This is a genomic window from Bradyrhizobium sp. USDA 4516, from assembly GCF_054055915.1.
Map to the genome: position 1 here is coordinate 4,307,297 of NZ_JBSRXT010000001.1, position 14,732 is coordinate 4,322,028.

Below are 14,732 nucleotides of genomic sequence, written 5' to 3' on the forward strand. Positions count from 1 at the left end.
GTGACCGGCACGGCCGCGTGGGGGACCTGTGAACTACAATTGGAACTGGCACATCTTCCTTGAGCCGAACCCGATGGGGACCGGCACCTATCTCGACCTGTTGCTGTCGGGGCTGGTGGTCACCGTCAAGGTGTCGGTGCTGGCCTGGATCATCGCGCTGGTGTCCGGCTCGGTGATCGGCGTGCTGCGCACGCTGCCGTCGCGGGCCGCGTCGTGGATCGGCTTCTGCTGGGTCGAGTTCTTCCGCAACATGCCGCTCTTGGTGCAGCTGTTCCTGTGGTTCTTCGTGCTGCCCGAATTGTTGCCGCGGTCGGCCGGGCTGTGGCTGAAGCAACTGCCGAATGCGCCGTTCTGGACCGCCGCGATCGGCGTCGGCTTCTTCATGTCGGCGCGCGTCGCCGTGCAATTGCAGGCCGGCATCACCTCGCTGCCGCGCGGGCAGAAGCAGGCCTCGACCGCGCTCGGCCTCACCACGGTGCAGACCTATCGCTACGTGCTGCTGCCGATGGCATTCCGCATCATCCTGCCGCCGCTGACCTCCGAATTCCTCAACACCATCAAGAACAGCGCGGTCGCCATCACCATCGGCCTGATCGAACTGACCGGCCAGGCCCGCTCGATGCAGGAGTTCTCGTTCCAGGTGTTCGAGGCGTTCACGGCGGCAACCGTGCTCTACCTGCTCCTCAATTTCGTCGTGGTGACCGCGATGCGCTTCCTCGAGCGCTATGTCGCGATCCCCGGCTACATCACGGGCAAATGACGATGATCGGCAGTTTCGATTTCGACGTCATCCGCCGCTCGCTGCCCTACCTGTTCCTGGAGGGCATGCGCTTCACGCTGACCTTGACCGCGCTCGCAGCGTTCGGCGGCCTGGTGTTCGGCACCCTGATCGCCCTGATGCGGCTGTCGAGCTACAAGGTGCTCGGGCGCATCGCGGGCTTCTATGTCGACTTCATCCGCTCGCTGCCGCTGGTGCTGGTGATCTTCTGGTTCTACTTCCTGGTGCCGTATATCGGGCAGTGGCTGACCGGCGCGTCGCGGCCGATCACGGTCGGCGCCTTCGCCTCCTCGCTGATCACCTTCATCGCGTTCGAGGCGGCGTATTTCTCCGAGATCATGCGCGCCGGCATCCAGTCGATCTCGAAGGGCCAGCCGGCCGCGGCCAGCGCGCTCGGCCTGACCTACGCGCAGTCGATGCGCTACGTCGTGCTGCCGCAGGCGTTTCGCAACATGCTGCCGGTGCTGCTGACGCAGACCATCGTGCTGTTCCAGGACACCTCGCTGGTCTACGTGCTGTCGATCCCGGATTTCCTCGGCGCCGCCAGCAAGGTCGCGCAGCGCGACGGCCGCCTGGTCGAAATGTACCTGTTCGCCGCGCTGGTCTACTTCGTCATTTCCTGTGTCGCGTCCTATGGCGTTCGCCGCCTGCAGTCGCGCATCGCGATTGTCCGGTAGCCAGTCATGCTTTCGAACATTCAAGACACGGCCCCCTTCACCTCTCCCATCGGGAGAGGTCGGATCGCGTCAGCGATCCGGGTGAGGGGTTTTGCTCCATCGATAGACCGCAATCCCTCACCCGGCGCTGCGCGCCGACCTCTCCCGATGGGAGAGGTGGAAGCGCGCTCGCTGCAACGCCTGAGTCACGCATGATCGAGATCAACCACGTCAACAAATGGTACGGGCCGAGCTTCCAGGTGCTGAAGGACTGCACCACCAGCGTCGCCAAGGGCGAGGTGGTGGTGGTCTGCGGCCCGTCCGGCTCGGGCAAGTCGACCCTGATCAAATGCGTCAATGCGCTGGAGCCGATCCAGGGCGGCGACATCACGCTCGACGGCGTCAAGGTCAACGATCCCAAGACCGACCTGCCGAAGCTGCGTTCGCGCGTCGGCATGGTGTTCCAGCATTTCGAGCTGTTTCCGCATCTGCGCATCATCGACAATCTCCGCCTCGCGCAGGAGAAGGTGCTCGGCCGCAAGTCTGAGGACGCCACCGCCAAGGGCATGAAGCTTCTGGAGCGCGTCGGGCTGAAGGATCATGCCAAAAAGTTTCCGGCGGAGTTGTCCGGTGGCCAGCAGCAGCGCGTCGCGATCGCCCGCGCGCTGGCGATGGACCCGATCGCGATGCTGTTCGACGAGCCGACCTCGGCGCTCGACCCGGAGATGATCAGCGAAGTGCTCGACGTGATGGTCGACCTCGCCCGCGAGGGCATGACCATGATGGTCGTGACCCACGAAATGGGCTTTGCCAACAAGGTCGCCGACCGCGTCATCTTCATGGACCGCGGCGAGATCGTCGAGGACGCCAAGAAGGCCGACTTCTTCGGCACGCCGCGCAGCGACCGCGCGCAGAAGTTCCTGTCGAAGATCCTGCAGCACTGAGCTTAGGGAGCCTCTCCGCCTGTCATTCCGGGGCGCCTCGAAGAGGCGCACCTGAGGGTTCGATGCTGCGCATCGCCCCGGAATGACGGCTGCTACAGGGTTTTCCCCCGTTAACAATTTGCGTATACGAAGGCCTGAACCCCCCTTCGTCCGCAGGAGAACTCGCGTGGAAAAGATCGCTTATGTCAACGGCTCGTTCGTGCCGCATTCGGAGGCCAAGGTCTCGGTGTTCGACCGCGGATTCCTGTTCGCCGACGGCATCTACGAGGTGGCGGCGGTGCTCGAGGGCAAGCTGATCGACAACGCCTCACACCTGGCGCGGCTCAAGCGTTCGGTCGGCGAGATCCAGCTCGCGCTGCCGGAGACGCTCGAGCGGATCGAGGAGATCCAGAAGGAGCTGGTTGCGCGCAACGACCTCGTCAACGGCATGGTCTATCTCGAGGTCACCCGCGGCGCCGACAAGGGTCGCGACTTCGCCTTCCCGAAGGCCGACGTCAAGCCGACGCTCGTGATGTTCACCTCGGAAAAGGACATCATCAACGCGCCCTCGGCCAAGACCGGCATCAACGTCATCACGGTGCCCGACATCCGCTGGGAACGGCGCGACATCAAGAGCGTGGCGCTGCTGGCGCAGGTGCTGGCCAAGCAGGCGGCGGCCGCGGCCGGCGCCGGCGAAGCCTGGATGATCGAGGACGGCAAGGTCACCGAGGGCGGCTCGTCCTCGTCCTTCATCGTCACCCAGGACGATGTCATCGTGACCCGGCAGAACGGCAACGAGATCCTGCCCGGCTGCACCCGCAAGGCGGTGGTCAAGCTCGCCGAGGAACGCCAGCTGCGCATCGAGGAGCGCGCCTTTACGATCGAGGAAGCGCTCGCCGCCAAGGAAGCCTTCATCACCAGCGCTTCCGTGTTCGTGCAGGGGGTGGTCGCGATCGACGGCAAGAAGGTCGGAGGCGGCAAGGTCGGTCCGATCACCGACCGCCTGCGCGAGATCTATGTCGAGTTCGCCAAGGCGACGGCGGTCTGACTACCCGGAGCGACTTTTTTTATCGTCACCCTGAGGTGGCCGCTCCTTTAGCGGCTCTCGAAGGGTCGACGGCCCGACCGTGGCCGTACATCCTTCGAGGCTCGCCGAAGAGGCTCGCACCTCAGGATGACGGGGACAGATCATCGTTTGTCTGCCCTCACGCCGCCGCCTTCGCCTTCACCGGATGCACCGCGCGGAAGCCGATGGCGATCCGGTTCCAGGCGTTGATTGCGCCGATCAGCGTGGTCAGGTTGACCAGCTCGCTGTCCGAGAACTGGGCGCGCACGGCTTCATAGTCGGCGTCGGGCGCATGCGTCTCGGACACCAGCGTCAGCGCTTCGGTCCAGGCTAGCGCCGCGCGCTCGCGCTCGCTGTAGAGCGGGGATTCGCGCCAGGCGTTGAGCAGATAGAGCCGCTGCTCGGTCTCGCCGTGCTTGCGGGCGTCCTCGGTGTGCATGTTGATGCAATAGGCACAGCCGTTGATCTGCGAGGCGCGGGTCTTGACCAGCTCGATCAGCGACTGCTCGAGGCCGCTCGCAGCGATCTGGTTTTCGACCGCGACCAGCGCTTTGATGGTCTCGGGTGCGGCCTGGTAGAAGTTCATACGGGGCTTCATGGTCGTTCTCCGTGGTTGTGGTTTGGGTTAGTGCGCACCGCCGCCAGCGAGCTGGCCCGGCTTCTTCAGGAAGAGTGTCGCCGCGAGTGCGATGATCAGCGCGACGCCGAGCAGGTAGAAGGTATCGCTGAAGGCGAGGATGTAGGCCTGCTTCTGCACGACCTTGCCGATCGCCGCGATTGCGCGGTGGGCGGCCGCGGCCTGGTCGGCGACGCCGTGGTTCATGAAATACTGCGTCAGCTGCTCAATCCGGTTGCGCGTGGCCTGTTCCAGCAGCGAGACCGACTGCATCAGCACGTTGGAGTGATATTGCTCGCGCTTGGTCAGCAGCGTCTGCAGCACGGCGATGCCGACCGCACCGCCGAGGTTGCGCATCATGTTGAACAGCGCGGAGGCCGAGCCCGCATTCTCCAGCTCGATGCCCGCGGTCGCAACCGCCGACAGCGGCGCCATCACCAGCGCCTGGCCGATGGCGCGGACGATGTTGGGCCAGAACAGCTGGTCGGTGGCGTAGTCGTTGGTCATGAAGATGTTCATGAAGTTGGAGCCGGCGAACAGCGCGAAGCCGACGCCGATGATGAGGCGCGGGTCGAAGCGCTGCATCAGCCGCGGTACCAGCGGGATCAGCGCGAGCTGCGGCAGCCCGGTCCAGGCCAGCACCATGCCGATCTGCTCGGCATTGTAGCCCTGGATGCGCGCGAGGTACTGCGGCAGGATGAACACCGAGCCGTACAGCGCGATGCCAAGCAGGAAGTTGGCCAGCATGCCGAAGCCGAAATTGCGGCGGGCGAGCAGGCGCAGATTGAGCAGCGGCTTCTCCACGGTGAACTCGACGATCAGGAAGGCGGCCAGCGCGACGGCGGCGATCACCGACAGGCGGACGATGAAGGGCGAGCCGAACCAGTCGTCCTTGTTGCCTTCCTCCAGCACGGTCTGCAGCGCGGCGAGGCCGATCGCCATGGTGATGATGCCGAGCCAGTCGCCTTGGCGGATCAGCGACAGCTTCATCGGGCTCGGATCGAGCGAGACGTAGAGCATCGCGATCATCACGGCGCCCGGCACTAGATTGACATAGAAGATGTACTGCCAGCCCCAGTTCTCGGTGAGATAGCCGCCGATGGTCGGGCCGATCGCCGGCGCGAACGTCGCCGACAGCGCGAACAGCGCGAGCCCGATCGGCTGCTTGGCTTTCGGCAGCAGCGTGATGATCAGCGTGAATGCCATCGGGATCAGCACGCCGCCGGTGAAGCCTTGCACCGCGCGCAGCGCGATCATCTGCGGCAGGTCCTGCGCCAGCGCGCACGCCGCTGAGAACACCAGGAACAGGAACGCATTGGTGAGCAGATAGATGCGCACCGAGAACACCTGCGCGAGCCAGCCGGAGAGCGGGATCACCACGATCTCGGCGATCAGATAGGAGGTCGAGATCCAGCCGCCGTCGTCGATCCCGGCGCCGATCGCGCCCTGCACATCGGCGAGCGAGGCGTTGACGATCTGGATGTTCAGCACCGCCATGAACGCGCCGAGCGTCGCCCCGATCACCGCGATCCAGGTTTTCGTGGGGATCGCCGGCGCCGCCGGCGCTGCGGGGGCGGGGAGCGCGGCGGCGTTCGCTGCGTCGGCTGTGGGCTGAAGTGCGGTCATCGAGGTCGTCCTTGCTACCCACACAAGATGTATTAGGCGGCCGGTTTCGATAATCCGAGAAAGACTGGAAGGATTGTCCGGTAGAGGTTGATAATCAACGGCTGCGGCTGAGAGAGCGACTGCGGTTATGACCACGGCACGACGGCTGCGTTTGGCCTGCGTGCCGTCGCTAGTGAGGTGAGCACGCCTCTCAAGCTCCCTCTCCCGCTTGCGGGGAGGGTGGGGTGGGGGCTCTCTCCACAAGATGACTCGCGGAGAGAGCCCCCACCCGCAAGCGGGAGAGGCGAAGAGGGCGTAGACAGCAAAACGCGATCGACCACCGATGGGTGATCGATCGCGCGGAGCCAGCCGAAGAAGCGTTTGGTCCTATCCGCCGTGCTGCCGCGTCGCCGATGCCAGCCGTCGCTTCTCCTCGCGCTCGGCCAGCACCGTCGCCTTGGTGTTGACGGTCGGGATCGCCGACATGCCGGGGCGCAAGAGGCCGGTTAGGCTGTGATCGTCGAGCACGATCTTGACCGGCACGCGCTGTACGATCTTGGTGAAATTGCCGGTGGCGTTGTCGGGCGGCAGCAGCGCGAATTCGAGGCCGCTGGCCGGCGACAGGCTGTCGACATGGCCCTTCAGCGTGGTGCCGCGAAAACTGTCGACCGTGAGCTCGACCGGCTGGCCGTTGCGCACATGGGTCAGCTGCGTCTCCTTGAAATTGGCGACCACATAGACCGCGTCCAGCGGCACCACCGCCATCAGCTGGGTGCCGGCCTGCACATATTGCCCGACGCGCAGCGTGCGGGCGCCGACCGTGCCGTCGACCGGCGCGGTGATCCGCGCGTAGGACAGGTTGAGCTCGGCCTGCTGCTCGACCGCGCGAGCGCGGTCCACCTGCGCTGCGGCCTGGGCGCGCTGCGTGGTCAGCACGTCGACCTTGCGCTGGGCCGCCGACAGCGCCGACTTCGCGTGCTGCAATTGCGCGGTGTTGGCGCGCAGCGCCGCGTCGGTCTGTTGCGCACGCTGAATGGTGCCGGAGCCGGACTTCATCAGCCCGTCGTAGCGGGTCTGCTCTTCCTGCGCGAATTTCAGGTTTGCCTCGGCGGCGGTGACGTCGGCCGTGCTCTGGTCGATGATCGGCTGTTGCAGCTCGAGCTGGGCATCGAGGTTGCGCACCGAGGCGCTGGCGGCGTCGACATCGGCCTTGGCCTGGCCGAGCGCGGTGCGGTAATCGCGGTCGTCGATCTCGGCCAGCAACTGGCCGGCCTTCACCGGCTGGTTGTCGGTGACCAGCACTTTGGCGATGTAGCCCGAGACTTTCGGGGCGATGATCGTGGAGTCCGCCTTCACGTAGGCGTCGTCAGTGGTTTCGAGGTAGCGGCCGGTGGTGACGTAGTCGTAGCCAAAGTCGGCTGCCACGGCGACGCCGATGATCGCGGCGAGCCCGAGCGCCACCCGCTTGACCGCTTTCCGCGACGGGCGGAGGCCGATTTTCGTTGCTTGTTCAGGGACATAAGTAGTGGTCGACATGGCATCCTCCGGGTCGAACATTCGCGTCCTTCCAGAAAGGGCGCCCAGTACGCCCCCTTAGATGCAATGTCCTCCCCGCTGTGATAATCCCGATAAAACTGGAAGCATTATCAAGCCAGCGCTGATAATCCGGACCTTGCCGCATGGATCGCCTGACCAGCCTGACCGCCTTCGTCCGGGTCGTGGACGCCGGCGGCTTTTCCGCGGCCGGCCGCAAGCTCAACATGTCCACCACCATGGTGAGCAACCACGTGCAATCGCTGGAGGACCGGCTCGGCGCCCGGCTGCTCAACCGCACCACGCGCAAGGTCAGCCTCACCGAGGTCGGCCAGGCCTATTACGACCGCTGCGTCCAGATCCTCGCCGACATCGAGCAGGCCGACGACATCGCGGGCGCCCAGCAATCGGTGCCGCGCGGCACCCTGCGCATCTTCACCAACACCCATCTCGTCCAGTTCCTGTCGCCCGCGGTGGCCGAGTTCCTCGCCACCTATCCCGAGGTCAAGGTCGATCTCACGATCGGCGAGCGCAATGCCGATCTGATCGACGAGAACTACGATCTCGCCGTGCGCATGGTGCCGCCGCCGGACTCCAGCCTGATCGTGCGCACCATCGCGACCTGGCGCCACGTGCTGTGTTGCTCGCACGGCTATATCGAACAGCACGGCAAGCCAACGCTGCTGGCCGACCTCTCCGCGCGCAACTGCATGCGCCACGCCAACTATCCCTATGGCGACGAGTGGCGCTTCGCCGACCGCAAGGGCACGCCGGCTGCGGTGCGCGTCTCCGGAAATCTGATCTCCAACAGCGGCGAAACCCTGAAGCTCGCGGCGCTGGCCGGCGTCGGCGTCTTCCTCGCGGCCGGCTTCCTGGTTCGCGACGAGCTGGAGTCGGGACAACTGGTCCGCCTGCTGCCCGAATACCGGCCGGTCGAGCTCACCATGAATGCTGTCTATCCGCATCGCCATCATCTCTCGGCGAAGGTCCGCACCTTCATCGACCTGCTGGTCCATCACGCCACCGAGCAGCAGAAGCTGATCAATCCGTATTCGTGAGCGGCGCGGGCGCTTGCGATGATGGCACGCGTGCGCCCTTTATCACCGTCATCCCCGCGCAAAGGCGAAGCCTTTGCGCGGGGATGACGGGACTAATAGTGCGACGTTCCTTCCGCGTCATGACCACCCGGCAGCCGTTGCGTGTATGAAGATCGCCTCACCTGCCGGGGTCCGTCATGCCGTTTCGTCTCCTCGCATCACTCCTGTTCGCGCTCGCAGCAAACCTGCTGCTGCAACTGCCGGCGCGCGCCGCCTATCCCGACCACATCGTCAAGATCGTGGTGCCGTTCGCACCGGGCGGCGGCACCGATGTCGTGGCGCGGACGCTGGCGCAGGAGATGCAGAAGGATCTCGGCGTCACCGTCATCATCGAGAACAAGCCGGGCGCCGGCACCATTATCGGCACGCAGAGCGTCGCGGCGAGCCCATCCGACGGCTACACGCTGCTGATGGCGACCTTCGCCAACGCGGTCAATCCGAGCCTTTACAGCAAGCTGCCTTATGATGCGCACAAGGATTTTGCGCCCGTGGCGCTGGTGGCGCGCTCCTTCAACGTCGTTGTGGTCAATCCCGCTTCGCCGATCAAGTCGATTGCCGATCTGATCGCGGCCGCGAAGGCCGATCCGGAAAAGCTGTCCTACGGCACCTATGGCACCGGCACCTCGGCGCATCTCGCCGGCGAACTGTTCAAGCACATGACCGGGGTCAATCTCACCACCGTTCCCTACAAGGGCGCGGCGCCTGCCATCACCGACCTCTTGGGTGGCCAGATCCAGGTAATGTTCACCACGGTGGCAAGCTGCGCCTCGCTGGTCGAGGCCGGGCAGCTGCGCGCGATCGGAGTGACGTCGGCCGAACGCTCGCCTGCGTTCCCGCAATTGCCGACGGTCTCGGAAGCCGGCGCCTCCGGCTATGTCGCCGAATCCTGGTACGGCCTCTACGTGCCGGCGAATACGCCGCCGGACATCATCGATCGCCTCAACAGATCGGCGGCCAAGGCCGTGCAGGCGGAGGCCTTCAAGAAGCTCAGCGTCAATGAAGGCCTCGTGATGGTGGCCTCTCCTCCGGCCGAGCTCGACCGCTACTTTGCCGGCGAGGAGGCGCGCTGGCGCAAGGTGATAAAGGACGCCGGCATCAAGGCCGAATAGGCGGCATGCGCCAGGTGACGATCACATCTTTTTGCGTCGCATTGCCGTAACCGTGATTCTAGACGCAACGGACCGGTTCCTGGATCGTTGCCATGATCAGCGGAACCTCCCGCCTTGAGCTGTGTCTTGCGTCAAAGAGTAGGCCATGTGGATTTTGTTGCTGCTGCCGTTCATCGGCTTGCTGTGGGTGCCGTTCTATAATTTCGTCGAGCCGTCGCTGTTCGGCTTTCCCTTCTTCTACTGGTACCAGCTCGCCTGGGTGCCGATCTCCTCGCTCTTGATCTGGCTGGTCTATCGCAGCCGCCGGCCCGATGCCGATGAGCCGCGGTGAGGGGACAGCCATGACCGATCACATCGCCTGGGTGGCGCTCTCCGTCTTCATCTTCTTTTTCGCGCTCGTCACCGTGATGGGCTTCTTCGCGGCGCGCTGGAAATCCGGCCCGGTCAGCGAGCATCTCGACGAATGGGGCCTCGGCGGTCGCCAGTTCGGCACCTGGATCACCTGGTTCCTGGTCGGCGGCGATTTCTACACCGCCTACACCGTGATCGCGGTGCCGGCGCTGGTCTACGCGGTCGGCGCCTATGGGTTCTTCGCGCTGCCCTACACCATCATCGTCTATCCCTTCGTGTTCGCGGTCATGCCAGTGCTGTGGAAGAAGGCGCATGCGAACGGCTACGTCACCGCCGCCGATGTCGTCGACGGCGCCTATGGCTCGCGCGCGCTCGAGCTCGCGGTGGCGCTGACCGGCCTGGTCGCGACCATGCCCTACATCGCGTTGCAGCTGATCGGCATGGAGGTCGTGATCAAGGCGATGGGGCTATCCGGCGAACTGCCGATCATCGCCGCCTTCGTCATCCTCGCGCTCTATACCTATAGCTCCGGCCTGCGCGCGCCGGCGCTGATCGCCTTCGTCAAGGACATCATGATCTACATCGTGGTGCTGGCCGCCGTGGTCGTGGTGCCCGCGAAGCTCGGCGGCTACGGCGCGGTGTTCTCGGCCGCCAACGACGCCTTCACGGCGAAGGGCGGCGCCACCGGCCTGACGTTGAAGCCCGGACAGTATCTGCCCTATGCGACGCTGGCGCTGGGCTCGGCGCTCGCCGCCTTCATGTACCCGCACACGCTGACCGGCATCTTCGCCTCGAAGTCGGCGGATACCATCCGCAAGAATGCGATCCTGCTGCCGGCCTATACGCTCTTGCTCGGCCTGATCGCGCTGCTCGGCTACATGGCCTATGCCGCCGGCATCAAGGTGACTTCGCCGAACGACGTGGTGCCGATGCTGTTCAAGACGCTGTTCCCGGAATGGTTCGCGGGCTTTGCGTTCTCGGCGATCGCGATCGGCGCGCTGGTGCCGGCGGCGGTGATGAGCATCGGCGCCGCCAATCTGTTCACGCGCAATGTCTGGAAGTCCTACGTCAACCCGGACATCTCGCACGCCGGTGAGGCGTCGGTGGCGAAGATCACATCGCTGGTGGTCAAGGTCGGTGCGCTCGCCTTCATCTTGTTCCTGCCGACGCAATATGCGCTCGACCTGCAACTGCTTGGCGGCCTCTGGATCGTGCAGACGCTGCCGGCGCTGGTGTTCGGGCTGTTCACCGTCTGGTTCCGCGCCGAAGGGCTGCTGCTCGGCTGGGCGGTCGGCATCGGCTGGGGCACGTATACGGCGTGGAGCAACGGGCTGAAGCCGCTCGCCAGCATCTCGCTCGGCGATGCCAGCTACAGCTTCTATGTCGGCCTCGGCGCGTTGCTGCTCAACATCGTCGTGGCGGTGCTCGCGACTGTCGTGGTCGGCCTGATATCACCCGCCAAGCGCCGCGCGGCGGCCTGAGCCGTCGCCTTGGTCTGACGGGGCGGAGGCAAGTCGCGCGGTGAGCCGCGCAACCTCCGCCCTGGTCTTTTCGATCGCGGCGTCTTTCACCGACCCATAGCCGCGGATCTCCATCGGCGCCTTTGCCAGCGCGACGAGATCGGGCAGCCGTGCCTCGTCGAGCTTGCCGAGCATGGTCTCGATCAGCGCCTCATACCAGGTAATCAGCTCGCGCTCGGTGCGGCGCTCCGCGGCGTAGCCGAACAGGTCGAAGGGTGTGCCGCGCAGCCCTTTCAGGCTCGCGAGCAACCGCAGCGGCGTCTGGATCCACTGTCCGAACGCGCGCTTCCTCGGCCGTCCCCGTGCATCGCGCCGCGCTGGCAGGAACGGCGGCGCAAGGTGATATTGCACCGTGAAGTCGCCGTCGAATTCCTGGCTGAGCTCGTCGAGGAAGCCGCTCTGCATATGCAGCCGCGCCACTTCGTATTCGTCCTTGTAGGCCATCAGCTTGAACAGCGACCGGGCCACGGCGTCGGTCAAGGTCTCGCTGCTGAGCGCCACTTCGGCGCGACGCACGCGGTAGATTGTCGCCCGATAGCGCGCGGCATAGGCCTCGTCCTGATACGCCCTGAGGAAATCGGCGCGCCTCGCGATCACCTGCTCCAGCGTCTCCGGGTCATCGGCCGCAGCACCGTCGGCCTTCGGCAAGAACTCCGGATCGGCGAAGGCGATCCGGCCCCACGCCAGCGCCTGCCTGTTGCGCTCGATGGCGACGCCGTTCAATTCGATCGCGCGCGTCAGCGCCTCCAGCGAGACCGGCACCAGGCCCTGCTGCCAGGCGAAGCCGAGCATCATGATGTTGGCAAAGACGCTGTCGCCGAGCAGCCGCTCGGCCAGCGCGTTGGCGTCGATCATGGTGAGGTTGCCCGACCCGATCACTCGCTCGATCGCGCGCAAGCGAACCGGCGAGGCGAGGTCGGCATCGCGAAAGCGCACCACGTCGCCGGTCGGCATCTCGGCGATATTGACCGCGGCGCGCATTCCCTTGCGATAGGTGCCGGATGCTTTTGCCGACGAGCTCACCACGAGGTCGCAACCGATCAGCGCGTCAGCCGCGCCCTGGTCGATCCGCACCTGATGCAGCGCGTCGGGCGTAACCGCCAGCCGCAGGTAGCTCAGCACGGGGCCGAACTTCTGCGCAAAACCGGTGAAGTCGAGCACCGAGACGCCGCGGCCCTCGAGATGCGCGGCCATCGCGATCAATGCGCCGACTGTAATGACGCCGGTGCCGCCGACGCCGGTGACAAGGAGATCATAGGGCCGCTCCAGTCCCGCAAGCTCCGGTACCGGCAGCGCGGCTGCGCGCGCCAGCGGATCGATCGCGCTCGCGCTCTTCGCCCGCCGCTTGCCGCCCTCGATGGTGACGAAGCTCGGGCAGAAGCCGTTGAGACAGGAAAAGTCCTTGTTGCAGGTTGAGAGGTTGATCCGGCGCCTGCGGCCGAACGGCGTTTCCTTCGGCTCGACGCTGAGGCAGTTGGATTCCACCGAGCAGTCGCCGCAGCCCTCGCAGACGAGGTCGTTGATGTAGGCGAAGCGCGCGGGATCCTCGATCGTGCCGCGCTTGCGCCGCCGCCGCTTCTCGGTGGCGCAGGTCTGCTGATAGATCAGCACGGTGACGCCGGGAATTGCGCGCAGCTCGCGCTGCACGGCATCCATCGCCTCGCGCGGATGGATGGTGACGCCGGCGGGCAGATCCGCCGGCGAGAAATGCGCGGGATCGTCCGACACCAGCGCGATCCGCGCGACGCCCTCGGCGCGGACAGAGTGCGCGATCGCCTGCACGCTGACCGGGCCGTCGACCGGCTGGCCGCCGGTCATCGCCACCGCGTCATTGAACAGGATCTTGTAGGTGATGTTGGCTTTCGCAGAGATCGCCTGCCGGATCGCCATCGAGCCGGAGTGATAGTAGGTGCCTTCGCCGAGATTCTGGAACACGTGGCTGTTGCCGGTGAATTTCGATGACGCCGCCCAGTTGACGCCTTCGCCGCCCATCTGGATCAGCGACGAGGTCTCGCGGTCCATCCAGCTTGCCATGAAATGGCAGCCGATGCCGGCCAGCGCCTTGGAGCCCTCGGGCACTTTCGTCGAGGTGTTATGCGGGCAGCCCGAGCAGAAATACGGCGTGCGCGTCGCGCCCGGCACCGCGATCATGCGGTCCTGTTCGGGTACCAGCGCGGCGACGCGGCGGGCGAGTTGCAGCTCCGGAAACATCGGGTCGAGCCGGCGCGCCAGCACGTCGGCGAGCATGCGCGGCGACAATTCGCCGGTCCAGGAGATCAGCCGCGCGCCGCTCTCGTCATGTTTGCCGACCATCCGGTCCGGCTTGGCGCCGGGATAGTCGTAGAAATACTCCTTGAACTGGCTCTCGATGATGCCGCGCTTCTCCTCGACCACGAGGATCTCGCGCTTGCCTTTCACGAACTCCATCGCATCGCGCAGCGCCAGCGGCCACACCATGCCGACCTTGTAGATGTCGATGCCGAAGCGGCGGCACGCGGCTTCATCCAGCCCGACCAGCCGCAGCGCCTCCATCAGATCGAGATGCGCCTTGCCCGTGGTGACGATGCCGTAGCTCGCATCCTTGATGTCGTAAATGTGGCGATCGATCGGATTGGCTTTCGCGAAGGCGTAGACCGCGTGCTTCTTCGCCTCCATCCGTTCCTCGATCTGCGGGCCCGGCAGATCCGGCCAGCGATAATGCAGGCCGCCGGGCGGCGGCACGAAATCCGGTTGCACGAAACGGCGCGGCGGCCGCAGCTCGACCGAGGCGCCGGACTCCGCGATCTCCGAGATCGCCTTGAAGCCGACCCACATGCCGGAGAACCGGCTCAGCGCGTACCCATACTCGCCGAATGCGAGATATTCGCCGACATTGGCCGGATGCAGCGTCGGCATGAACCAGCTCATGAAGGCGACGTCGGACTGGTGCGGCATCGAGGACGACACGCAGCCATGGTCGTCGCCGGCGACGACGAGCACGCCGCCACGCGGCGAGGAGCCATAGGCATTGCCGTGCTTCAGCGCATCGCCGGAACGGTCGACGCCGGGGCCCTTGCCGTACCAAAGGGCGAACACGCCATCGACCTCGCGATCTCTTTGCGTCTCGACCTGCTGCGAGCCGAGTACGGCGGTCGCCGCGAGGTCCTCATTCACCGCGGGCAGGAATTCGATGCGGCTGTCCTTGAGCTGCTCGCCGATCTTCCACAGTTCGAGATCGACGCCGCCGAGCGGCGAGCCGCGATAGCCGGAGATGAAGCCCGCGGTGTTGAGGCCGGCAGCGCGGTCGCGCCGCGCCTGGTCGAGCACGATGCGGACGATCGCTTGCGTGCCGGTGAGGAAGACGCGGCCGCGGTCGCGGCTGTAGCGCTCGGACAGCTGATAGGCGTCGAGCAACGGCATCTGGCCCATGACTTACCTCTCCGGGATTCGCGATGTCTGATCCGACAAGGCTATGCCTGTGGGCGTGGTAGGTCTTACC

12 protein-coding genes are annotated in these 14,732 nt (G+C 65.4%); 8 read left to right on the forward strand and 4 right to left on the reverse strand.

What is annotated here, in order from left to right; all coding sequences use genetic code 11:
• Window positions 1–28 precede the first annotated feature (28 nt).
• From ACVI1L_RS19980 to ACVI1L_RS19995, 4 genes are all read left to right on the forward strand, one after another.
• Window positions 29–760 (forward strand): amino acid ABC transporter permease, encoded by a 732-nt coding sequence (locus ACVI1L_RS19980; RefSeq protein ID WP_168856500.1) that lies wholly within the window; start codon window positions 29–31, stop codon window positions 758–760.
• Between the two features lie 2 nt (window positions 761–762).
• The gene (locus ACVI1L_RS19985; RefSeq protein ID WP_057015486.1) at window positions 763–1,455 is read left to right on the forward strand and encodes an amino acid ABC transporter permease; all 693 of its coding nucleotides are present in this window, start codon (window positions 763–765) and stop codon (window positions 1,453–1,455) included.
• 191 nt (window positions 1,456–1,646) lie between these two features.
• A complete protein-coding gene (locus tag ACVI1L_RS19990; protein ID WP_057015476.1) occupies window positions 1,647–2,378 on the forward strand; it encodes an amino acid ABC transporter ATP-binding protein in 732 nt (243 codons plus the stop codon).
• A gap of 166 nt (window positions 2,379–2,544) precedes the next feature.
• Window positions 2,545–3,405 (forward strand): D-amino-acid transaminase, encoded by an 861-nt coding sequence (locus tag ACVI1L_RS19995; RefSeq protein ID WP_057015475.1) that lies wholly within the window; start codon window positions 2,545–2,547, stop codon window positions 3,403–3,405.
• A 157-nt stretch (window positions 3,406–3,562) separates the two neighbouring features.
• On the opposite strand, the gene ACVI1L_RS20000 is transcribed toward ACVI1L_RS19995, so the two are convergent.
• The 3 genes from ACVI1L_RS20000 to ACVI1L_RS20010 all read right to left on the reverse strand — a co-directional run bounded on the left by ACVI1L_RS20000 (window position 3,563) and on the right by ACVI1L_RS20010 (window position 7,180).
• Window positions 3,563–4,021: a carboxymuconolactone decarboxylase family protein gene (locus ACVI1L_RS20000; protein WP_057015474.1), complete on the reverse strand. Its 459-nt coding sequence runs from the start codon at window positions 4,019–4,021 to the stop codon at window positions 3,563–3,565.
• A 27-nt stretch (window positions 4,022–4,048) separates the two neighbouring features.
• Window positions 4,049–5,665 carry an MDR family MFS transporter gene (locus ACVI1L_RS20005; protein WP_456783605.1) on the reverse strand — a complete coding sequence of 539 codons (1,617 nt, stop codon included), beginning with the start codon at window positions 5,663–5,665 and terminating at the stop codon, window positions 4,049–4,051.
• Between the two features lie 366 nt (window positions 5,666–6,031).
• Window positions 6,032–7,180 (reverse strand): HlyD family secretion protein, encoded by a 1,149-nt coding sequence (locus ACVI1L_RS20010; RefSeq protein ID WP_456783606.1) that lies wholly within the window; start codon window positions 7,178–7,180, stop codon window positions 6,032–6,034.
• A 143-nt stretch (window positions 7,181–7,323) separates the two neighbouring features.
• On the opposite strand from ACVI1L_RS20010, the gene ACVI1L_RS20015 reads away from it, so the two are divergent.
• The 4 genes from ACVI1L_RS20015 to mctP all read left to right on the forward strand — a co-directional run bounded on the left by ACVI1L_RS20015 (window position 7,324) and on the right by mctP (window position 11,215).
• Window positions 7,324–8,235 (forward strand): LysR family transcriptional regulator, encoded by a 912-nt coding sequence (locus ACVI1L_RS20015; protein WP_456783607.1) that lies wholly within the window; start codon window positions 7,324–7,326, stop codon window positions 8,233–8,235.
• Between the two features lie 176 nt (window positions 8,236–8,411).
• Window positions 8,412–9,383, forward strand: a complete 972-nt coding sequence (locus tag ACVI1L_RS20020) for a tripartite tricarboxylate transporter substrate binding protein (protein ID WP_456783608.1) — start codon at window positions 8,412–8,414, stop codon at window positions 9,381–9,383.
• A gap of 145 nt (window positions 9,384–9,528) precedes the next feature.
• Window positions 9,529–9,714, forward strand: a complete 186-nt coding sequence (locus ACVI1L_RS20025; protein ID WP_038384255.1) for a DUF3311 domain-containing protein — start codon at window positions 9,529–9,531, stop codon at window positions 9,712–9,714.
• A 10-nt stretch (window positions 9,715–9,724) separates the two neighbouring features.
• Window positions 9,725–11,215 carry a monocarboxylate uptake permease MctP gene (mctP, locus tag ACVI1L_RS20030; RefSeq protein WP_456783609.1) on the forward strand — a complete coding sequence of 497 codons (1,491 nt, stop codon included), beginning with the start codon at window positions 9,725–9,727 and terminating at the stop codon, window positions 11,213–11,215.
• Here mctP and ACVI1L_RS20035 read toward each other — a convergent pair.
• A complete protein-coding gene (locus ACVI1L_RS20035; protein ID WP_456783610.1) occupies window positions 11,186–14,662 on the reverse strand; it encodes an indolepyruvate ferredoxin oxidoreductase family protein in 3,477 nt (1,158 codons plus the stop codon). The genes mctP and ACVI1L_RS20035 overlap by 30 nt on opposite strands.
• Between the last annotated feature and the right edge of the window lie 70 nt (window positions 14,663–14,732).